Source organism: Candidatus Desulfofervidus auxilii, from assembly GCF_001577525.1.
GTDB classification, from domain to species: Bacteria; Desulfobacterota; Desulfofervidia; order Desulfofervidales; family Desulfofervidaceae; genus Desulfofervidus; species Desulfofervidus auxilii.
The window spans coordinates 1,818,151-1,839,166 of the sequence record NZ_CP013015.1; the positions used below are offsets into that span (position 1 = coordinate 1,818,151).

18 protein-coding genes are annotated in these 21,016 nt (G+C 36.5%); 12 read left to right on the plus strand and 6 right to left on the minus strand.

Annotation, left to right across the window (positions count from 1 at the left end; translation table 11 throughout):
* The first annotated feature begins 7 nt into the window (after positions 1-7).
* From HS1_RS09125 to HS1_RS09145, 4 genes are all read left to right on the plus strand, one after another.
* Positions 8-322, plus strand: a complete 315-nt coding sequence (locus HS1_RS09125; RefSeq protein WP_066064270.1) for a peptidase associated/transthyretin-like domain-containing protein — start codon at positions 8-10, stop codon at positions 320-322.
* Between the two features lie 3 nt (positions 323-325).
* Positions 326-1,174: a hypothetical protein gene (locus tag HS1_RS09130; RefSeq protein ID WP_066064274.1), complete on the plus strand. Its 849-nt coding sequence runs from the start codon at positions 326-328 to the stop codon at positions 1,172-1,174.
* A gap of 423 nt (positions 1,175-1,597) precedes the next feature.
* A complete protein-coding gene (proC, locus tag HS1_RS09140; protein ID WP_066064281.1) occupies positions 1,598-2,404 on the plus strand; it encodes a pyrroline-5-carboxylate reductase in 807 nt (268 codons plus the stop codon).
* A 189-nt stretch (positions 2,405-2,593) separates the two neighbouring features.
* A complete protein-coding gene (locus HS1_RS09145) occupies positions 2,594-3,058 on the plus strand; it encodes a Mut7-C RNAse domain-containing protein (protein ID WP_066064284.1) in 465 nt (154 codons plus the stop codon).
* Here the strand turns inward: HS1_RS09145 and HS1_RS09150 are convergent.
* The 3 genes from HS1_RS09150 to HS1_RS09160 are packed head-to-tail and all read right to left on the minus strand — an operon-like array spanning position 3,053 to position 7,256.
* On the minus strand, positions 3,053-4,399 hold the full coding sequence (locus tag HS1_RS09150; RefSeq protein WP_066064287.1) for a sigma-54-dependent transcriptional regulator: 1,347 nt from the start codon (positions 4,397-4,399) through the stop codon (positions 3,053-3,055). The two genes, HS1_RS09145 and HS1_RS09150, sit on opposite strands and share 6 nt — an antisense overlap.
* Positions 4,400-4,411: 12 nt before the next feature.
* Entirely contained in the window at positions 4,412-6,559 is a 2,148-nt protein-coding gene (locus HS1_RS09155; protein WP_066064290.1) for a sensor histidine kinase, read from the minus strand.
* A gap of 1 nt (position 6,560) precedes the next feature.
* The gene (locus tag HS1_RS09160) at positions 6,561-7,256 is read right to left on the minus strand and encodes a DUF4390 domain-containing protein (protein WP_172793672.1); all 696 of its coding nucleotides are present in this window, start codon (positions 7,254-7,256) and stop codon (positions 6,561-6,563) included.
* Here HS1_RS09160 and HS1_RS09165 point away from each other — a divergent pair.
* A complete protein-coding gene (locus tag HS1_RS09165) occupies positions 7,234-8,286 on the plus strand; it encodes a hypothetical protein (protein WP_066064296.1) in 1,053 nt (350 codons plus the stop codon). The genes HS1_RS09160 and HS1_RS09165 overlap by 23 nt on opposite strands.
* A gap of 53 nt (positions 8,287-8,339) precedes the next feature.
* On the opposite strand, the gene HS1_RS09170 is transcribed toward HS1_RS09165, so the two are convergent.
* A complete protein-coding gene (locus HS1_RS09170) occupies positions 8,340-11,000 on the minus strand; it encodes a valine--tRNA ligase (protein WP_066064299.1) in 2,661 nt (886 codons plus the stop codon).
* 468 nt (positions 11,001-11,468) lie between these two features.
* On the opposite strand from HS1_RS09170, the gene HS1_RS13780 reads away from it, so the two are divergent.
* The 3 genes from HS1_RS13780 to HS1_RS12885 are packed head-to-tail and all read left to right on the plus strand — an operon-like array spanning position 11,469 to position 14,173.
* Positions 11,469-11,591 (plus strand): hypothetical protein, encoded by a 123-nt coding sequence (locus tag HS1_RS13780; RefSeq protein ID WP_281178293.1) that lies wholly within the window; start codon positions 11,469-11,471, stop codon positions 11,589-11,591.
* Between the two features lie 17 nt (positions 11,592-11,608).
* Positions 11,609-12,490, plus strand: coding sequence for a DpnII family type II restriction endonuclease (locus HS1_RS09175; RefSeq protein ID WP_066064302.1), 882 nt, complete (start codon positions 11,609-11,611; stop codon positions 12,488-12,490).
* Between the two features lie 48 nt (positions 12,491-12,538).
* Positions 12,539-14,173, plus strand: coding sequence for a DNA methyltransferase (locus HS1_RS12885; protein WP_082757760.1), 1,635 nt, complete (start codon positions 12,539-12,541; stop codon positions 14,171-14,173).
* Positions 14,174-14,479: 306 nt separating this feature from the next.
* On the opposite strand, the gene selB is transcribed toward HS1_RS12885, so the two are convergent.
* On the minus strand, positions 14,480-16,384 hold the full coding sequence (gene selB, locus HS1_RS09185; protein ID WP_066064307.1) for a selenocysteine-specific translation elongation factor: 1,905 nt from the start codon (positions 16,382-16,384) through the stop codon (positions 14,480-14,482).
* A 507-nt stretch (positions 16,385-16,891) separates the two neighbouring features.
* Here selB and HS1_RS09190 point away from each other — a divergent pair.
* On the plus strand, positions 16,892-17,248 hold the full coding sequence (locus HS1_RS09190) for a type I restriction-modification system subunit M N-terminal domain-containing protein (RefSeq protein WP_066064310.1): 357 nt from the start codon (positions 16,892-16,894) through the stop codon (positions 17,246-17,248).
* A gap of 161 nt (positions 17,249-17,409) precedes the next feature.
* Here the strand turns inward: HS1_RS09190 and HS1_RS09195 are convergent, their stop codons facing one another.
* Positions 17,410-17,904, minus strand: a complete 495-nt coding sequence (locus HS1_RS09195) for a permease (RefSeq protein WP_172793673.1) — start codon at positions 17,902-17,904, stop codon at positions 17,410-17,412.
* 136 nt (positions 17,905-18,040) lie between these two features.
* On the opposite strand from HS1_RS09195, the gene wtpA reads away from it, so the two are divergent.
* The 3 genes from wtpA to HS1_RS09210 are packed head-to-tail and all read left to right on the plus strand — an operon-like array spanning position 18,041 to position 20,487.
* Entirely contained in the window at positions 18,041-19,009 is a 969-nt protein-coding gene (wtpA, locus tag HS1_RS09200) for a tungstate ABC transporter substrate-binding protein WtpA (RefSeq protein ID WP_066064317.1), read from the plus strand.
* Positions 19,002-19,778, plus strand: a complete 777-nt coding sequence (locus tag HS1_RS09205) for an ABC transporter permease (protein WP_066064319.1) — start codon at positions 19,002-19,004, stop codon at positions 19,776-19,778. Before wtpA ends, HS1_RS09205 begins: the two co-directional genes overlap by 8 nt.
* Positions 19,765-20,487 carry an ATP-binding cassette domain-containing protein gene (locus HS1_RS09210; protein ID WP_066064322.1) on the plus strand — a complete coding sequence of 241 codons (723 nt, stop codon included), beginning with the start codon at positions 19,765-19,767 and terminating at the stop codon, positions 20,485-20,487. Before HS1_RS09205 ends, HS1_RS09210 begins: the two co-directional genes overlap by 14 nt.
* Positions 20,488-21,016 lie beyond the last annotated feature (529 nt).

The window sequence follows — 21,016 nt, forward strand, 5'->3', positions numbered from 1 at the left end:
GGTAGGAATGAAAAGCCTGGTTTTATTGGTGACTTTTCTTTTTTTATTTTGTGGAATTTCTAGCGCAGGCGTGCTTTATGGCAGAATCATTCAAGAAAATGGGAATCCTTTAGCAAAAACAAGGATTGTTATTGAAGGAAAAGAAGTAATCACCAATGAATTTGGTGGCTATGCAGTTAGATTACCAGATGGTGAGAGGGAACTAAATATTTCTATTAATGATATATCTTATCCCTCTGAAAGAATAAAAATCTATTCTCCAAGGACAAAACAAAACTGGAGGATAGACCCAAGAGAAAAAAAATTGATAAAAATAAGGTAAAAAATGGAGACAAAGGATAAATCTAGGGACTGGGTAGATACCTTAGCCAAACTCTTGCCAGGCATTGGGGCGATTATCGCAGGTATCTTTATTCCATTGGTAATCCACATCAATGCTGAAAGGAGCAGGAGTAACCAATTGTATACAGAGATTGTAAGTAAGCGGGAGATGGCAGATACAGAGCTTAGGGCAAAGATGTTTGAAAATCTGATAAAGTGCTTTTTTGGCAGTACTTCCCAACAAAAGACAAATAAAGAAAAACTCACTTTACTGCGGCTTTTGGCCTTAAATTTTCATGAATTCTTTGACTTAAAACCCTTATTTGAAGAGTTGGAAACTGAATTAGGAGAAATAGAAGAAAAAAATAAACTCAGGGAGATTGCTAAAGAAATAGCAGGAAAACAGGAGGCATTACTTTCCCATATAAAGGAAGGAATGGTATTTGAGAGAGTCTTATATGAAGGTGAAGAAAATGGGATAATAGTGCCCCCTGAAGATATGAATCCTTATAGAGATCACCGTTTGGGGATTGTTCTTAAAGAGATTGGACAAAATGAGGCCTATGTTAAACTCCATGTGATAGATATTCCAGAAGGGGTTAAAGATGTGGGCGAAACCGCAGAGCTCTGCTTTGAGGTAAGTTTTTATGATATGCCATTTATAGATAATACCAAGCTTTTTAATGCTACTCGTTTTGCCATCACTTTAAAAGACATTGTTATGGATGAAAAGCAAAAAAAGGCTGCCAGAATAAAGATTATCTTTTTCCCTGAAACTTACATGAGCACTAGGGATAGACCATATCTAGATGAAATGCTACAACAATTGAGAAAAAGCAAAAAGGGAATATAGGAGGTGAGGATGCCTGTTTTTGATTTAGAAAATATCATCGGCAAACTGGCCTTAGAAAAGGCAGGGAAAAATTCTTAAACGCCCTTGAGGATGAGGCAGTAGAAACATTTTTAGAAGTACTTTCTGGTTCTTATGAGGTTGAAGTTTACGTTTGATCCTTCTTATAGAAGAAATAGTGCCGTTTTTGAGACAAAAACCCTGATTTTTTCCAATGACAACCCTCCTTTTGGGAAGTGGTATTGGGCTTAATCCAAGTTTTTCATAGATAAATTGCAAAACATAAGAAAATAAGGTATATCCTCCTAATTGAAGGAGGACACACCCATGAAAGACCTGACAAATCTTACACCTTGTTTTCTAAAAAATGTTGCAAAGTAAATAAATAGTGATAACATCCTGTTCTAATTTCTCTAGGAGGAAAAGATGAGAAGAACAATTGGTTTTATCGGTGGTGGCAATATGGGGGAGGCTATTATAAAGGGCATCCTTAAGAGTAAACTATATAAATCAGAAGACATAATGGTTTCTGATATTAGAAAAGAAAGGCTTAAATACTTGAAAAGTGCCTATCAGATAAAAGCCTTTGATAATAATCCTGAGATGGTCAAAGAATGTCAAGTGATCATTCTGGCGGTAAAACCTCAAAATGCAAAAAATGTCCTAGAAGAAATTAAGGGTGTGGTAAGTCCTGAACAATTACTGATTTCCATTATGGCTGGAATATCTACCTCATTTGTAGAAGATTTCTTTTCTAAAAGTATTCCTGTTATCCGCGTGATGCCTAATACACCTGCATTAGTATTAGCTGGGATGAGTGCTATATCTCTGGGCATTTTTGCTAATGAGGGGCACTCGCAGATAGCTGCACAAATATTTAAGGCAATTGGTGAAACTGTTATTGTTCCTGAGACATTGATGGATGCAGTCACTGGTTTAAGTGGAAGTGGACCAGGGTATGTGGCTGTTATTATTGAAGCTTTGGCAGATGGTGGAGTAAAAATGGGGTTGCCTCGAGATCTGGCCTTAAAACTGGCTATTCAAACTCTCTTGGGCACAGCTAAGTTACTTAAAGAAACAAACCTACATCCCGCCCAATTAAAGGATATGGTAACTTCCCCAGGAGGAACCACTATTGCTGGTCTTCACATGATGGAATTAGGGGGTATTAGGGGGATTTTAATAGGAGCTATTGAAGCAGCCACTAAATGTTCACAAGAATTAGGGAAATAGACTAATTTTCTTGCTGTAAACGCCTTTTTTATGGTCACTACAACAAGGGTTAAAAAAAATACCTGAAAAATCTACATTTTATATTTTAGTTTCCCCAATTTAGGACAATTTCAGGCAAAAACCGGGAAAGTTGGGTTAAAAAATCGTCTTAAAATAGGCAAAAAATCCCCAATGTGGTAAATTTCCCCTATGAAAAAATTTTTAGTAGACAGTATGCTAGGAAAATTGGCAAAATGGTTACGTCTTTTAGGTTATGATACTATATATACTGATATAAAAGAACCAAATAAACTCAAAGCTTTTTTAGAAAAGGATTATATTTTTCTTACACGTCAGCATAAGTGGATACATTACCGTATTTTTAAACACCAACCTATTTATTTAGTGAACGCTAATGAACCTAAGGCCCAGTTAGCCGAGGTAATAAAGAGGTTCAAATTAGAGTTTTCTCCGCGCAGGTTTTGTTCCAGATGTGTTATATGTAATGTACCCCTAATAGAAAAGGAAAAAGAAGAAGTTGAAATATATCTACCTGAATACATCAGTCATACTTTTAGTTACTTCAAAGTATGTCCTCGCTGTAAAAGGGTTTATTGGGCTGGTAGTCACCAAAAAAGGATGCAAGAATTTTTGAAAAAGATTGGTTTTTTATAAGCCATAAGTCTTCATTTTTTTGTGAAGATGGCTTCTTTCCAAACCAATTGCTTGAGCAGTGAGACTTACATTGCCTTTATATTTCTCTAATTTTTTGCGCAAAAATTCTTTTTCAAAAATGGCCTTGGCCTCTCTAAAATTATCTGCTTTAAAAAAATCCATCCCTATATGTTCTTTTCCCTGTGCTATACTCTCAGGAATGTCTTTAACAGTAATCACTTCTCCAGGCGTCATAATAACTAGACGCTCAATGATATTTTTTAGTTCCCTGACATTTCCTGGCCAATCATATTGTTTTAAAACCTCAATAGCCTCTGGAGTAATTTTTTTAAGGCCCAAACTGCTTTCTTTAGCCATTTCCTGTAAAAACTCTTCCACTAGCAGTGGAATATCCTCTTTTCTTTCTCTTAAAGGAGGAATTTCAATGGGAACTACATTTAAACGATAATAAAGATCTGCTCTAAAGTTACCCTTTTTTATCTCTTCTTCTAAATTCTTATTAGTAGCGGCCACTACTCGCACATCTACTTGAACAGTCTTTATCCCTCCTACCCGTTCAAAACGCTGTTCTTGAATTAACCGCAAAATCTTAGCTTGTGTTTTGGGACTCATATCGCCTATCTCATCTAAAAAAATAGTGCCTCCATTAGCCAGGTCAAACTTCCCCTTTTTTCGAACATAGGCACCGGTAAAGGCCCCTTTTTCATAACCAAACAATTCACTTTCAATCAATTCATCAGGAATAGCTGCACAATTTACCTCAATAAATGTCCTGTGTGCTCTTTTACTATAATAATGGATGGCTCGTGCCGCTAATTCCTTTCCTGTTCCGCTTTCTCCCTTAATAAGAACCGAGGCATTGGTAGGAGCGACCTTTCTAATTTGTTCTTTTACTACCTTAATGGGTTCACTTTGACCGGTAAGGTCACATTTAAAGAATGCCTTTTGTTTTAAGGCGATATTTTCTTCCTGGAGAGAAGACATCTTTAAGGCATTCACTATAGGAGGAATGGTATTTTCCCATGAAAGGGGTTTTTCAATAAAATCATAGGCCCCTAATTTCATGGCTTTCACTGCAGTTTCTACATTGCCATGACCTGAAATCATAACTACTGGTAGTTGAGGGTATTGCTTTTTTATCTCTTTCAATACTGTTAAACCATCAATATCTGGTAACCAGATATCTAGTAGAACCAAATCTGGCAATTCTTCGTTAACTTTTTTGATCGCTTGCGAAGCATTGAAGGCAGTAATTACTTCATAACCCTCATCTGAAAGGATACCCGTAAGGGCCTGACAGATAGATTGTTCGTCATCTACTACTAAGATTAAATATGACATATTTTTATATTATCATGACCTTACAGGGAGTTCAATTACAAAGATACTTCCTTGAGGATAGTTATCTTTAACCCGAATGAAACCTTGATGGTCAGAAATTATGGTATGAACGATAGTTAATCCCAATCCTGTGCCTGATTTTTTAGTGGAAAAATAGGGTTCAAATAGACGGGTTTTTAGTTCATCAGGAATCCCATGACCTGTATCTTTTACTTCTATTCTGGCAATTTTAAGGAAGGAATCATGACTTATAGCTACTTCTACTTTACCTTGATTTTCAATAGAAGCAACCGCATTATCCAAAAGATTTAGCAAAGCCCTTTTTATTTGCTCTCTATCAAACAAAAATTTTGGGACAGGGGTAATTTGATTTAATTCAAATGTAATATGTAGATGAGCACTTCTATACACAGCTAAAGCTTCTTCAATTACCTCAGCTAGATTATTAAGAGTGAGATTAACCTCTGGTAACTTGGCAAAGTTAGAAAATTCATTTACCATCTTCTTTAAACCTTCTACTTGTTTAACTATCATTTGGGTACATTCATCAAAAACGGGTTCACCTTGAAATTGGGTTAAATAACGCCGTCGTAAACGCTGGGCTGAAAGTTGAATAGGAGTGAGAGGATTTTTGATTTCATGAGCAATTCTTTTTGCCACTTCTCGCCAAGCAGCCATCCGCTGGATTTTTTCTAGCTGGGTAATATCTTCAAACACAAATACCGCTCCTAAAGGTTGACCTTGTTTATCTTTAAGAAGGGTGGTGCTAACTATCAAAGAGAGAATCCGTCCATTTATTTTTAATTTAATTTGTTTTTCTAACCTTTCTCCTACTTTTACATCAGAGATTACTTGGCTAAATTCAGGAAAAAGTTCAGCCAGGTCTTGAAATGGCCTTCCTATTAAATCACCTGCCTTAACTCCCAAAATTTCTTCTACAGCAGGATTAACGGTAATAATATAACCAGAAGCACTGGTAGAAATCACACCTGTCCTGATATTTTCCAGGATAGTTTTTGTATACCTATGGCGTCTCTCAATTTCTAATTTTTGTTCCTGCAATTTCCCATAAGCTATTCTTAAATCAGTAACCATTTGGTTAAAAGAATCCACCAGCATTTTCACTTCATCTGAAGCCTCCACATCCACATTCACATCCAAATTACCATTAGCTACTTCTTGAGTAGCCCCGGCTAGGGCCTGAATGGGAATAGTAATTGCTTTAGCCATGTGAAATCCAACCCAAGTGGCCACAAAAATCACCAAAAGAGTAATCACCGAAAAAATGATAAAAAGGCTCCATTTCAAGGGATTCACAAACAGAAATAGTTGTTTATAATCTTCACTCGTTTTCCTCACTGCCTCTAGTTTTTTCACTAAATCAGGAGGAATTAACCTCCCTATTACTAGAAATCCCCAAAGACGACCTTTTTCTAGAGGAGTAATAGTATATGCCAAATCACCATATGGAAGCGCTCTAACCGAAGTTATCTGTTTTCTGATTTTTAAAGGTTCAGCAAGGGCGGTTTTAAAATCTAAATTTTGTTCTACAGGCTTTCTAGTTAAGCTTACCAATGGCTGGAGCTTGTGGTTATATACTTGAAGTAAATCCACATTATATTCCCTTAGTTTGGGTCTTAACTTGGATAAAGATACATTTTCAAAAACCAATTCTCCATTATTAACAAAACCTTTTTGAAAAAGCTCACTATAATGGATTAATTCATTAGAAACTTGTTTATAGTAAATATGGCCTATTTCTAATGTCTGATTAATAGCTTGTTCTACCTTTACATTAAACCAATAATTAAAGGTAGAAAATACAAATTTTACAGCCACCCCAAAAAGAACTAATGTAGGCAAAATAGAAAGACCTACAAACAAAAGCACCAGTTTTGTTCTTATTTTACTACCTACAATACCCCTTTTACGTTCAGCAATCAGCTTAACAAAATTTCTAGTCACTAGAAAAACAAAAAGGATCAGGAGAATAATATTAAGATTGACTAAAATAAAAAAAAGGAGGGTGTTGGTAATTCTCAGTTGGAAGTCAGGATTAAATGACTTACTCTCAATATAAATCAAAAAACCAATAATGGGAATGAGAATAAAAATAAGGAGTGTTTCCTTCCTTCGTTTCTTTTTTTCTTTAAGTTCCATTTTAATAGACAAAATTTATATAATACCAATCTGTTTCAAAATCCCATAAGGAAGTAAAGAAAAAGATGTAATGAAGATAAAGGGGCAATTTTACTTTATTCAATTCTGCCTTGAGACGCAATTCATATTTATCACCTTTTTTAAGTGCAGAAATGGGCACCACTGCTACCTCAACAGTGGTCATAAGTTTCTTTGCCCATATAAAGTCCTTTGAAGTAACTATTTCTTCGGGAAGTTCAGAACGGTTAATAATAAATACCCCTTTAAGCTGGTCATATTTAATGGTATGGAATAATTTAAGTGAACGAATACCTTTATCAGGCCAAAAACTTCTCTTTTTATCTAGGAGTATCTTATAGGTAAAAGTAACAGGGACCCCATTTAAAATAGCCTTCTCCATTTGTTTGGTAAAGCAACCCTGGGCAGTAAAATAGACCAAAAGTTCCTTTTTAGAAGTAGTAACCACAATATCTTTAAGAAAGGCCTCAGAACTAAAACAGGGTTTATTTAACAACGTAAAAATAATAATCAAAATAGCAGTTTTACAAATCCGCTGATAAATATGAAGCATGAAAAATTTTTGCCTTATTTTTAAAATAATAGCATGGTAGCAACTAAATTGAGCTATTGTCAAGACAGTTGCACCAGAAAAAGGAAGCTTGTAAGATAGAATTGTGGTTATTTTTTTTCTCCCCATCAGTAATTTAAGCAAGGCCTTAGACTTTTTTGACCGCATTATCGGCTCTCAGGAAAAAAGGCAGCTTATTTTCTTCTCTCAAAAAGACCTTTATTTAGCTGGAGGTGATGATTTTCTTAATGCGTTTTTGATGATTAAACCCAATGTCCATTTACCTCATGCTTACAGTTTTCCTTTAGACCCTTTACGTTCCTTCATCAAAGATAAACCAGATAAAAATATTAAGGTCGAATTAGTCTCATCCCTAAAATTTATAACCCCCAATGAAGAATTAATCTTAAACATGCAACCTGCCTCTTTATCATTTGTCCCTAGTAAAGGAAAAAATTTAGGGATAATCTCTGCCCAAACCCTAAAAAAAATCCTGGATTTAGCTAGCATCACTTCTCAAGAGGGAGAAAAAATTGCTCTTTTCTTCCAAAAGGGCCGTTTAGGGGTATGGAGTGAAAATCGCTTTCTTCTTTCTTGTGCCTTTACACCCATTTCGTCATCCTTAATCCATAATTTCATTGTGCCTTATACTTCCACACGTCATCTGGTGAAGGCCCTTGATCTTATTCCTGAAAAGCAGGCCTCTCTTTTTCTTGCCTCCCAAAGCCTTCTTATCTCACTACCTTATCTAAAAATCGGTTTTCGCCTTATTTCTGAAGAAACTAATGCCCTTAGTTTCCTAAAGTCTCTTCTTGCTACAAAACCCCTAGCAACACTTAAAATAGGACTTCCAGCCTTTAAAAAAACACTCTCTAGATTGGCTAGGATTCAAAAGCAATTAAAGGCAATTGGTAGCATTGCTCTTATATCCGAAAAATGTGTATTCAAAATTACTTCTTCTCAAGGTAGCTACTCATTTATCTTGCCTTTAGAAGTATCCTTAAAACAATCATTTACCATAAATTGCCATTTTTCTCTTCTAAACAGCCTTTTCAGCCGGCTGAAAGGAAAAGAATTCAATATTTCTATTCTACCTTCTGGATGGTTGTTAAAACACGGCCAGTATTTTTGTTTTTTGAAAAAAACAACTTCTAAATAGTCGAAAGGGCATTGAAGCAGTCACTAAATGTTCATAAGCAATAGGGAAATAGACTATTTTTCTTGTTGTAAACTCCTTACTCTTTCTAAATTGACTGTAAGTTTATGCAATTTTTCTTCCAGAACTTTTGCCTTGAATTGTTCCTTTGCCACTACAGCTTTAGGGGCCTTGGTTAAAAAATCTCTATTAGATAATTTACGTTTCACCATGGTTAATTCATTAGTCATTTTATCTATTTCTTTAGTAAGACGTTTTTCCTCTGTTTGTAAATCTAATACATCCTTAAGAGGCATATATACATCTATACCCTCCCATACTGTTGCCGCGGCATAAGCAGGTTTTTCAGTATGTACACTCATAGTGAGTCTTTTTATTCCTGCCAAACGACAAATGGGTTCTTGATGTTTTTCTATCTGAGCTAAAATATCCTGTCTTGGAGTGGAAAAAACAATATCCACTTTAGTATTTGGGGGTATCTCTAGTTCCCCTCGCATATTTCTAACAGTTCTTACCAATCCAATAGTTGTTTCCATTTCAGTAACCACAGCCGGGTCTTCTAAAGTGTCATTTGCCTCTGGATAACTTTCTTTTAAGATACTTTCCTTAGTATGCGGCAGGTGTTGCCATATTTCTTCAGTAACAAAGGGGATAAAAGGGTGAAGTAGTTTTAACGTTTCTCCTAAAACATATAAAAGCACAGATTGGGTATATTTTTTTTCCTCAGGGGTGGGTGGTTTGTATAAAGTAGGTTTTATCCATTCTAAATACCAATCACAAAATTCATGCCACACAAAGTGATAAAGGGTATAAGCTGCCTTATCAAATTCATAAATATCTATATTTTTTCGGACTTCTCTAATTACAAATTGGAGGCGGCTTAAGATCCATCTATCAGCCTCACTTCCTTTATGTGGTTCAACAATGGGTTGAGTGCCTTCCTCTAAATTCATTAAAGCAAAACGAGCTGCATTCCATATTTTGTTAATAAAATGCCTATACCCTTCAATTCTTCTTTCAGAAAGGCGAATATCCCTACCTTGAGCGGCTAATGAAACCAGGGTGAACCTAAGGGCATCGGTGCCATATTTGGCTACCATATCTAAGGGGTCTATTACGTTCCCCTTAGTCTTGCTCATTTTTTCACCCCTTTCATCTCTTACTAAGGCATGGATGTATACATCATAAAAGGGAACGTCTCCCATAAAGTGGAGGCCCATCATCATCATCCGTGCCACCCAGAAAAAGAGGATATCAAAGCCAGTAATCAGGACATTGGTGGGGTAAAAGAGTTTCAATTCTTTTGTTTCTTTGGGCCAACCTAAGGTACCAAATGGCCAAAGGGCTGAGCTAAACCAAGTGTCTAAAACATCCATTTCAGGTTCAAGGTTCGTTGAATCACATTTAGGACAAGCTTTGGGTATTTCTTTGGCCACTATAATTTCTTGGCAATCTTTACAATACCACACAGGGATTCTATGTCCCCACCAGATTTGTCGTGAAATACACCAATCACGAATATTATTCATCCATTCATAATAGGTTTTTTCCCAACTAGCAGGAATTAATCGGGTCTTGCCTTCTTTCACAGCAGCAATAGCTGGTTCGGCCAAGGGTTTGGTATGCACAAACCATTGTTTGGAAACCAGTGGTTCTACTATAGTTTTACAGCGATAACAGTGGCCAACGCTGTGTTTGATAGGCTCTATCTTTAACAATTGGCCGTTTTTTTCTAAATCTTCAAGAATCCTTTCCCGACATTTAAATCTATCTAATCCCATATAAGGTCCGGCTTCTTTAGTCATACGGCCTCTCTCATCTATAACCTTTACCATAGGTAAACTATGCTTTTGTCCCAATTCAAAATCATTAGGGTCATGAGCAGGAGTAACCTTTAAGGCACCAGTACCAAATTCTTTATCTACATAAGGGTCAAAAATGATCGGTATTTCTCGGTTTAATATAGGCACAAAAACAGTAACACCCTTTAAATTCTGATATCTTTCATCCTCTGGATGAACAGCTACCGCGGTATCACCCAGTAAGGTTTCAGGACGAGTGGTAGCTACGGTTACATATCCTTGACCATCTACGCGAGCATAACGAATATAATAAAGGGAACCTTCTTCTTCTTCATGCTCTACTTCCAAATCCGCAAGAGCTGTTTGACATCTAGGACACCAATTAATGATGTAATCTCCTCGATAAATGAGCCCCTCTTCATAAAGCCTAATAAATACTTCCTTTACTGCCTGACTAAAACCTTCATCCAGAGTAAAACGTTGACGACTCCAATCACATGCACATCCCAGTTTCTTAAGTTGGTTAATAATCCGGTTTCCATACTCCTCTTTCCATTGCCAAACTGCTTTTACAAACTCTTCTCTTCCTAAATCGTATCTGGAAATTCCTTTTTTTTCTAACTCTCTCTCCACCACATTTTGAGTAGCAATACCAGCATGGTCAGTCCCAGGTAGCCAAAGCACATTATAACCCAACATTTTTTTATATCGGGCCAAAATGTCATGAAGGGTAACATTTAAGGCATGACCCATGTGGAGTGAACCAGTTACATTCGGCGGAGGGATGACCATGGAAAAAGTCTGTTCTTTCTCTTCTAAATTGGCTTTAAATAATCCTTTTTCCAACCAATACTGATACCACTTTTCTTCTACTTTTTTTGGATTATAACCTTTATCCAGCAATTTAATGGCCATTTCCCCTTCCTTTATTTTAAATTAACGCACGCATTGTTAACACAACTAGGCTCTCAGTGTCAAGAAAAGCCTTAGTCCCAAAATCCGCTAATTACTAATCTTACCATCTTTGCGCCTAGCAACGCAAGGCCAAGCCCTTTCAGGGTGGCTTTCGTCAGTCTTGATGCCACTTCGCAATCTGCTTTTTAAAAGGTAGAGTTGGTTGAAAGGGGGAAAATGTCTTATATTCTGTGTCAACTAAAAATTTACCATAGGAGACATTCTTTTGACAGTAAAGGGATAACCTAGGCTCATTGAAAATTCCCTTATTTTTATTAAACTTTTCTATATCCTGCCTTACTAAAGATAAAAGACATAGCCATGATAGATGAGCTAAACATAAATTTTTGCCCTCACCTAAACATAATCACAGGTGAGACTGAGTAGATTGCAGCCTTTGCAGACAGGCCCTTTTTTGTTAAAAAGGAGATGGAGGATAAAAGGACAGTTACAAGGGTAAAGGTGCTAAAGGGAGATGAGAGGATAGAAGAGATTGTAAGAATGCTAGGGGATGGTAATGCAGCAAGGGAGATGCTATATTTAAAAACTTAATGAAATACGATTCTTAAATGAGATATAAAGAATTTGGCTTTAAAAGCTTTGGTGAGTATATAGAACACTTTTTTAATACATTATTGCCTACTAATAAAACCTACGAATATTTTGTTGATTGGGCTAAAGTTAAAGCTTCTGTCCAAAAATATTTGAATGAAGTTTCCCTTATAAATTCACTTACTAGATTAAAAAGAGAACAAAGGATAATGCATTTAAAAAGATTATTAGCAGAATATCCACGAATTATTGAGGTTATACCCATGCTGATAGCCGAAAGAACCAAGAGTGGGAAAATAGACATATATGACCCAGAATTTGATGACTTTATAGATTTCGACTTTCACCCTTCACAGGTAAATGATGATATAATATCTAAAATATCTAAATTTTGTGATAAAACGGGAATTATAGACCTATTTGGACAGATAAAGGATGTTCACGATTATTTGGTAGGTGTAGAAACTGGGCTAGATTCCAATGCCCGCAAAAATAGGAGTGGGGATATTTTTCAAAATATGGTTCAAGAAAAGGTCAGAAGGTTACTACATTCAAGGTATAGCATTGTTAACAATGACCCCAATTTTTCTCTATATAAAAAGCTAGCAAAGAGATATGGCAAGGCAAAAACACATGATATTGTGGTTTATGAAGGTAATAAGCCGCTATTGGTTATAGAATGCAATTTTTATAATGTATCAGGGAGTAAACCAATATCAATAGCAGAAAGTTATCCAGAAATGTCTAGAGTAGCCAAACAATGTGGAGTGGAATTTCTATGGGTTACAGATGGACCAGCATGGCACAAAATGAAAGAACCCTTATTAAGGGCAATGAAAGAAATGGACTGGGTAGTCAACTTTAAAATGTTAAGGAATATTAGGGTTGTTCTTAAATAATAACCCAGATCTTACACTTTGGCTTCGGATGGAGTATAAAAGGACATAATGAAAAAGAAGGCCGTTATATCAAATGCAAATAAGGAAGTAGTCTGTCCTATTTGCAAGAAGAGATTAAAAGGAAATCTTGGGGAACATATAAGGAAATTACATGGCGATGAGGAATTTGAAAGGGCGGTATTAAAGGCCAAAGAAAGCGGAATGCCAGACCCAGAAATTGGAATGATATTTAACGTTACCTTTAAGCAGATTGAAAAAATAATAACAGAAAGATATGGAGTTAATATTTCAGTTCTTAAAAGACCAAAGAATATAAAATATTGGGCACCTAAGGACTTTAAAGAAGAAACCACAACTGTGTGGAGTTTTAAACGTAGGGGTGATTGGGCAACTCACGACGGAAGGTACCGAGGGAATTGGTCTCCTTACATTCCACGAAATGTGATACTAAAATACTCCAAACCCGGAGAGACAGTTTTAGATTACTTTGTGGGGAGTGGTACTACAGCAGTAGAGGTAAAGCTGTTAGGGCGCAAATGTATTGCAAGAGACATTAACCCTGCTTGTATAGGATTAACCTTAGAAAACTTAAACTTTAAGGTCCCTGAAAAACCCTTTAAAAAGGAGCCTTACCCTACTTATGAACCCGATGTCTCTATAGGTGATGCAAGATGTTTATCAGATATAGGGAATAATGAAATTGACCTAATTTGTGCCCATCCACCATATGCAGGGATAATAAGTTACAGCTCAAAGGTTGAAGGGGACTTATCTAGACTTTCTATCAAAGAGTTTCTTGAAGAAATGGGGAAGGTAGCCCGTGAAAGTTATCGTGTTCTTAAGCCAGGGAGTAAGTGTGCCATATTGATAGGTGATACAAGAAAGAAAAAACATGTAATTCCCATAGGATTTCAGACAATTAATGTATTTTTGAATGAAGGGTTTAAATTAAAAGAATTGGTCATCAAACGCCAACATAATTGTAAGACTACCGGATTTTGGTATGAAAAAAGTATAAAATATAACTTCCTGCTTTTAGCCCATGAGTACTTACCAATCTTTGAAAAACCAAAATTATCTACTTCTACAGTTATAAAAGAAGAACAGGCAAGCTACGGTTTGGTCCTTTCTCACATTAAAAAGCCTTCCATAAAAAGAAAGTTGAACAAATTTGAGACGACAACAGTATGGATATTTCCTAAAGCAGAGCTTGAAGAGCAATTAAATAAAAACGTCATTGAGAGATATGCCAATAAGAATGGATACTTAATTTCAACATTTGTTGCTCCATATAAAAATGAGTTATTTATAAGCAGAAAAAACAAAAATAAGTTTAACCTCCTATTTATAAAATCACCCTTTTTAGGCTATAATCCTTCGAAGTCAGATATTGAGTGCTTTTTAAAAGAGATAAAAAACGTTGTACAACAAAAATTGTCAGCCCTAAACATAGGGGGATTTTTGGCAATACAAGTAAGGGATGTAAGGATGAATGGTTATATAGAGCCTATTGGTAAAAAGATAGTAGACCTATTAACTTTCAACAATTTATGGCTTAAAGAAATAGTAGTTGTTACCGAACAAGAACAAAAACTTAAGAATATGACAGAAGGAAATAAGAGTTTAAGAATTGTGCATCAGTATCTGCTTATTTATGAAGTAATAAGTGAAAAATCCAATTAAATTATTGAAAGTAATCTATTATCTCCTATCATCATACAAAATAAGGTGTGTAAAATCTGCTTTGGAAGCAGGACTCCGTCAAAGTCAGGAAATAATTTGTTTTTTAACAGATATTAAAACCCTCATTTAAAGAGACTAAGCAATGAGTTTAAACTCCTCTATGGTCATCCCGTAGTTTTAGTAGAGACTTTAGGAGATATTAAAGAGATTTGGTGCTAGAAGAGATGAGCCACCAAGTGAACCTACTATAAGGAGGACAATTATTTTTGTGGGTTTCCTTTTAAAGTTACTACAGATTTCGGGTAGCTATCTTAATACCCTCTTATCACCTACTCTAAGGGTCAGTTTTATATGGTCAAAATATTCTAAAAGAGGAATGTTGTATTTCCTGGAAGCATGAGTGAGGTTTTTAAATTCAGCAGGTGTGATACCCTGGTGTGTTTTTAAATAAGTAGTTAATTTTTCTTTCAAAGTATTTAATAAAGTAGTATCAAAATAAAAATCCTCCTTGATTCTAATTATTTTCCCTTCTTCTGTTAACAGCCGCAGAAGATGCATTATTTTTTCTGGGTTGGTTTTTAGCATCTTGGCCAATTCCTGAGGGGAGGGTGGGCTATACTGGGCAGTATGTAAAACATGATAAATTTTCTCTTTTAATATTTGTTCTTCTTTATTTAAACGAATGGTATGACTACTTAATCGCACCAGATTTTGTTCTATGACGATGATGTGTTTTCCTTCTAAATAATGAAGAACAAAGCCAAATAATTCATCACGAATAAATGGTAATAGTTTGCTCTTTAACTCATCTTTGGAGATACCTAGCAGAAGAGGATGGGTAGCATGAAATGTGTTTAAAAAAGAGACCATTTTTTTAGAAATCTCTTCTATATACCGTCTGTGAATATAGTGATGAGTATCTTTATTGATGAGATATATCCGTTGTTTTTTTTGCAATGTTTCTAGAGTATGGTCTAAGGTTTCTGAAAAATTGTTAGTAAAAATTCTGATAGTTTGCCGCGAAATCCCTTTGTATCCTGCTTGGTTGAGATGGCAAAGAATAGCTTTCTCTAAGTTGCCTGTTTCTAAAGCCTTTAAATCTTCAATTACTTGAGGACGAAATCTTTTATGTTTAACTGGAGCAGGATGCAAAATAGCACCTCCGCCAAGGGTAAATATAGGTGAATAAGAGCGAATGACAAAGCGATCCCCAGGTAAGGCAACTGTTGGTTGTCTCAACCGAAATTGCACATAGCCTGTTTCACCTGGTTTTATTTCTTCTTTATCCAGTAAGATGGCATAAGCCAGGATTTCAGCAGTATGAAGGTGGAGACGCACCAGAGTGCGGTTTTTCAATGGTTTAGAAACACTAGATAAGATTTCCAAAGTGCCATCCAACATAAAAGTAGGAAGCAGACTATCAGAGGGAGCTAAGACATTGCCTCTTTGTATTTCTTCTTTTTCCAAACCTTGAAGATTGACTGCTGTTCGCTGGCCAGCAAAGGCTGTAGTTACAGTTTGATGATGGACTTGCAAATTTCTCACCCGCGTTTTTTTCTTTTGGGGATAAACTACCAGTGAATCTCCAATCTTCACAGAGCCTCCTATAGTAGTACCAGTCACCACTGTTCCAAAACCCTTTATGGTAAATACACGGTCAATAGGGAGTCGGAAGAGACTGGCAGTTGATTTGGGTTCCACCTGGGTTACCAATTTTTCTAAAGCAGTGATAAGTTCGGGAATACCTTCCTTAGTAACCGAGGACACTTTGATTATAGGTGATTTTTCTAAGAAAGTGCCCTTTAAAAATCCTTTTATGTCTTCTTCCACCAGCTCAAGCCATTCTGTATCCACCAGGTCTATTTTGGTAATGACTACCAACCCATGCCTTACTTTTAATAAAGAACATATGTCTAAATGTTCTCTGGTTTGGGGCATTACTCCCTCATCAGCAGCTATAACTAAGGCCACTAAATCCATCCCTCCTGCCCCAGCCACCATGTGGTGAACAAATCGTTCATGACCTGGCACATCTACGATGCCTACTAACTGCCCACTGGGTAAGGTCAAAAAAGCAAATCCCAACTCAATGGTAATTCCTCGCTCCTTTTCCTCTTTTAAACGGTCTGTATCTATGCCTGTTAAAGCTCTGATCAGAGCAGTCTTCCCATGGTCAATATGGCCAGCGGTTCCCAAAATAATTGGTTTCATAAGATGCTAAAATTAATAACACAATCTTATTATTTTAGCAAAATAAGAAAATGATAAGACAAAAAGAAATTTTCTTCCACCCACCACCCTTCATCTTAATATATTTGTTTCAAAAGAGCTCCCTCTCAATCAAAATCTTGCTTTACATCTATTTGTTTACCATAACAGCATTTTAGTTTTACCAGAAAGCAAGGCTCTGAGAAATTTTTGAATTGTACTCCAAAATCCGTGATTGTTCTAAAAAAACCCACTTCCGTCAGGCAGGCCTGCCCGACGGCAGGCGGACAAATGGAGCAAAATAAAACAAATTTTTAAAAACATAGCTTCACCTAAAACATGGCCATGTTAAAGTTTCCATATTAAGACATTTTATTCCTTTACCCAACTCTACTTAAAAAGCAGATTGCGAAGTGCCATCAAGACCGGCTTTGGCCACCCTGAAAGGGCTTAGCCTTGCACTGCTAGGCGCAAAGATGGTAAGCTTAATAATTAAAGGAAAAAGAGAAAATGCTTTGTAAGAAACTAATATCCGAGAAACTATCACTTGCAGGCAAACAATTAACAAGAGGCGACCTTGAAGGGCTTCTCAAGGCGGCAGCAGACCTTATAAGAACACGAGTCGATTATACCTTTATCCTCGTTCTTCTTTTCTATAAGAGGATAAGTGACAAATGGAAGATGGAATTTGAGAATGCATATAAAGAAGCACTTGCCGATGGATTGACTGAAGAAGAAGCAAAGAAGGAAGCCAAAAACGCTATATATCACGACTTTGATATTTCTGAAGAACTTCTCTGGGAGAATATAAGGAAAGATCCTGCAAGATTGCCGGAAAATTTCTCTAAAGCAATAAAGATCCTGTAGCAGAGAGGAATCCTGGACTTAAAGATGTATTTGAGAATGTAGATTTCGTTCAATTTACCACCAATAGAGAAAATGCAGAAATATTAAGGCAGTATCCTACCCTCTCTTGGGGGCAGACAGTCTTAAGGGGTTTTTCTAATTAAAATAAGGATTTTGGAGTTTCAAAAAAAGCCGCCAAAAAATTTTTCTGCTATTATTCCTGTCAAAATAGGAATGATTGAAGTGATAACAATACGTATGATAATAAACTCCCAGCCTAAAATACTGAATTCTATAGGTAAACGGGTTAATCCACACAAAAATTTGGCTGTATAAAAGGCCATGGCACTACCTATACTTATTCCTTGTTGAAGCAGACCAGCCAGAATAGGTAATACCACATAAGGTCCCCCAGGAATAAGAAATCCTGCTACAGCAGCAAGTAATATACCCTTGGTGCCCGATTCTTCACCGATCCACCTGGAGATAATCTCCTGGGGTACCATTACTTGAATTAACCCAGCTACCAAAAAGGAAACAAATAACAAAGGCAAAATTTCCACCATAAAAAGAAGACCTGTTTTTAATCCCAAAATATGTGCTCCGTTCCCCTTGCGGTAACCTACATAAATCAACACCAAAGCCAGTAGGGCCATAACAATAGTGGATCCTAGCATTTTGTCACTCCTTCTTTGTTTTTCCATTTTATTTTCCTTTATTACCCTAATTTTCTGAATAATCCTAAAAAAATCTTCTTGCTTTCTTTTTTAATATAATTTAAGTATTTTTAAAATAAAAAATGGGAAAAAGGTAATGAAATGGTTTTATTTTCTTATAACTCTTTTATTCTTACTCTTTTCATCCCTTGTTAGAGGAGATGAGAGGGTTATTCTAAATGTCTTTCATGCCGGAAGTTTAGCAGTTCCTTTTGATAAAATGGAAAGAGTCTTTGAGGCAAAATATCCTTCTATTGATGTTCGCCGCGAAGCAAGCGGCAGTGTATTAGCAGTGCGCAAGGTAATAGATTTACATAAGCCCTGTGATGTTATTGCCGTAGCAGATTATGATATTATTCCCAAAATGATGTTTCCTGCTTATACTGACCATGTCAAGTTGTTTGCCAGAAACGAAATTGTCCTTTGTTATACTAATAAATCTCTTTATAGGAGAGAAATCAATACCCAAAATTGGTATCAAATTTTAGGTAGGCCAAATGTAAAATGGGCATTTGCCAACCCTAATGATGATCCTTGTGGTTATCGCACCTTGATGACTATAGCCCTGAGTTCCATTTATTACCATCAACCTGATTTACTTCAGGTTCTTTTGGAGAAACTCAGTGATATCCACTGGCATGAAACAAATGCAGGTATTTTAATTGTCCCACCCGTGAACTTAACTACCAAGGACTGCAAGATTTTTGTTCGTTCTAAATCAGTAGAACTACTAGGTCTCCTAGAGAGTGGGGCTATTGATTACGCCTTTGAATATAAAAGTGTGGCCGAACAGCATAAGTTGCCTTATCTCAACCTTCCGGCCCAAATCAATCTAAGCAATTTAAAGCATAAAGCGTTTTATGTCAAAGTGAGGGTTAAGTTGGCTAATGGCAAGGTCTTGCAAGGGAAACCTATTGTTTATGGTATTGCTTCTTTAAAAACGGCCAAACATCCAAAAGAAGCAAGACTCTGGGAGAATTTTGTAACTAGTGAAAAAGGGGCAGAAATTCTGAAAAGATGTTTTCAAACCCCCATCTTTCCTGCTGAGGAAATAACCCATGACTAAATTGTTAAGATTTTCTTTTTTTATTTTGGGGATTTTATGTATAGGCCTTATTGTGATTCCAATTCTGGATATATTTGTCACCTTAACAGCCAAGGAGCTAGTTAAGACCATTTATGACCGAGAGGTCTGGCAAGCATTGCTGACCTCATTTATAGGAGCCTCCCTAGCTACGGTTCTGGGTTGCATCCTAGGTGTGCCCCTAGCCTATTTGTTGAGTCGGTATGATTTTAAAGGAAAGCGTATTATTGAAGGAATAGCCAACCTTCCTATTGTGATTCCCCATGTTGCTGTGGGGATTGCCTTACTTTGTCTTTTAAATGAAAAAACTCACCTTGGCAGTATTTTTGCTTATTTTCATATTACCTTTGTAGATACCATTTATGGTGTAATTATGGCCCTGGTCTTTGTTAGCATTTCCTACGTGATTGTTTCAGCCTCAATAGGTTTTAATGGAGTAGACCAGACGCTTGAATGGGTCTCCCGCAACTTGGGTGCTTCTATGGCCTATACTTTTTGGCATATTACTTTCCCTTTGGCCTTATCTGCCATTGTAAGAGGAGCGATTTTAGCGTTTGCTCGTTCCATAAGTGAAGTTGGAGCTTTACTTATCCTTGCTTATTATCCTAAGACTGCTCCTATTCTGATGTATGAGCGTTTTGAACAATTTGGTCTTGAGGCTGCCCTTCCAGTAACTGCCTTAGTGGTTTTTTTCTCTCTATTTATCTTTGTTATTCTTTTATCTCTTTCTAGAAATCATGCTCTCCGTTAAGTTAAGAAAGTCTTTATCAGGTTTTAATTTAGATGTGAATTTTACTGTTTCTATACCCAGTTACAGTCTTATTCTTGGACCCAGTGGAGCTGGTAAGAGCCTGACCCTTAAAATCATCGCCGGACTGATGCGGCCAGATATGGCTTCTATTCAATGGAGAGATAAAGAAATAGCATTTTTGCCACCAGAAAAAAGAGAAGTAGTCTATCTTCCCCAAACTCTTGCCCTTTTTCCTCACAAAACAGTATACCAAAACATAATTTATACCTTTAAAGCCAGACATATTTCAGTTGATAAAAGATATGTAACAGAAATTATAGATAAATTTCAGGTTACTCCTTTTCTCAATCGCTACCCTTCAAGCCTCAGTGGAGGAGAACAACAAAGAGTGGCTTTGGCTCGAGCAATAGCTGCCCGCCCAAAGGTGCTTTTATTAGATGAACCTTTAGCTTCACTTGATTTTCATTTAAAAATGAATCTTATAGATTTTCTTAAAAGAATAAAGAAGGCTTTTTCGCTAACTATCATTCATGTTACTCATGATCCTATTGAGGCATTCAAATTGGCTGAAAATCTTTTTATTTTAGAAAAAGGTAAACTTACATTTCAAGGTACAGTTAAAGAACTATTTATGACCGCCTCATCTGGTTTTAGTGCTGAGGTCGTCCGCCAATTAAAATCATTGATTCCTAATTTTAGTAATTATTAATAGAATTAGCTAATTGAAGAATTCAATTTGTAGCATTCACGCATCAATGTTGAACCACACTATGCCAATCAACCCAGTTTTGTCAACCTGAAGAGGTCTGTCTGTGGGTAGAAAGGCAATTATTTTTCTTGATTAAAAAAATCTTTTTTCTTTGATTTTACCTCTAGGGAAATCCTGCGGCAACTTGGACATACCCGCCTGCCTAAGCTGCCTGCCCGCCATCGCTACGCTCAGGCGTTAGCAGGCGGGCCGCTAGGCTACCGGACAAGTGGAGCACCTTGTTAGGCTTTAATTTAACCCTCCTGTTATTTTTCTCATTTGTCAAATGTCGAGGCCAGAATCCTTTCAGGCCCCTCGACAGGCTCACCTGTTATCTGACGGTTGTGGGCATCGTTTAAAATTCATAATACAAGACCTGATCTCCAATTCTCCTTTTGGGGATGGTTTCTTTACTTATCAATACCTTAGCGTGGTCGACCCCGCGACCTTTTGATATGTAAAGGTAAAGATTCTTACTAATCTGTAGGTG

Excerpts from the sequence above, each read along its gene's own strand:
- HS1_RS09125 (WP_066064270.1), top strand. The coding sequence starts at position 8 with ATGAAAAGCCTGGTTTTATTGGTGACTTTTCTTTTTTTATTTTGTGGA.
- HS1_RS09130 (WP_066064274.1), top strand. The coding sequence starts at position 326 with ATGGAGACAAAGGATAAATCTAGGGACTGGGTAGATACCTTAGCCAAA.
- proC (WP_066064281.1), top strand. The coding sequence starts at position 1,598 with ATGAGAAGAACAATTGGTTTTATCGGTGGTGGCAATATGGGGGAGGCT.
- HS1_RS09145 (WP_066064284.1), top strand. The coding sequence starts at position 2,594 with ATGAAAAAATTTTTAGTAGACAGTATGCTAGGAAAATTGGCAAAATGG.
- HS1_RS09150 (WP_066064287.1), bottom strand. The coding sequence starts at position 4,399 with ATGTCATATTTAATCTTAGTAGTAGATGACGAACAATCTATCTGTCAG.
- HS1_RS09155 (WP_066064290.1), bottom strand. The coding sequence starts at position 6,559 with ATGGAACTTAAAGAAAAAAAGAAACGAAGGAAGGAAACACTCCTTATT.
- HS1_RS09160 (WP_172793672.1), bottom strand. The coding sequence starts at position 7,256 with ATGGGGAGAAAAAAAATAACCACAATTCTATCTTACAAGCTTCCTTTT.
- HS1_RS09170 (WP_066064299.1), bottom strand. The coding sequence starts at position 11,000 with ATGGCCATTAAATTGCTGGATAAAGGTTATAATCCAAAAAAAGTAGAA.
- HS1_RS13780 (WP_281178293.1), top strand. The coding sequence starts at position 11,469 with ATGGAGGATAAAAGGACAGTTACAAGGGTAAAGGTGCTAAAGGGAGAT.
- HS1_RS09175 (WP_066064302.1), top strand. The coding sequence starts at position 11,609 with ATGAGATATAAAGAATTTGGCTTTAAAAGCTTTGGTGAGTATATAGAA.
- HS1_RS12885 (WP_082757760.1), top strand. The coding sequence starts at position 12,539 with ATGAAAAAGAAGGCCGTTATATCAAATGCAAATAAGGAAGTAGTCTGT.
- selB (WP_066064307.1), bottom strand. The coding sequence starts at position 16,384 with ATGAAACCAATTATTTTGGGAACCGCTGGCCATATTGACCATGGGAAG.
- HS1_RS09190 (WP_066064310.1), top strand. The coding sequence starts at position 16,892 with ATGCTTTGTAAGAAACTAATATCCGAGAAACTATCACTTGCAGGCAAA.
- HS1_RS09195 (WP_172793673.1), bottom strand. The coding sequence starts at position 17,904 with ATGCTAGGATCCACTATTGTTATGGCCCTACTGGCTTTGGTGTTGATT.
- wtpA (WP_066064317.1), top strand. The coding sequence starts at position 18,041 with ATGAAATGGTTTTATTTTCTTATAACTCTTTTATTCTTACTCTTTTCA.
- HS1_RS09205 (WP_066064319.1), top strand. The coding sequence starts at position 19,002 with ATGACTAAATTGTTAAGATTTTCTTTTTTTATTTTGGGGATTTTATGT.
- HS1_RS09210 (WP_066064322.1), top strand. The coding sequence starts at position 19,765 with ATGCTCTCCGTTAAGTTAAGAAAGTCTTTATCAGGTTTTAATTTAGAT.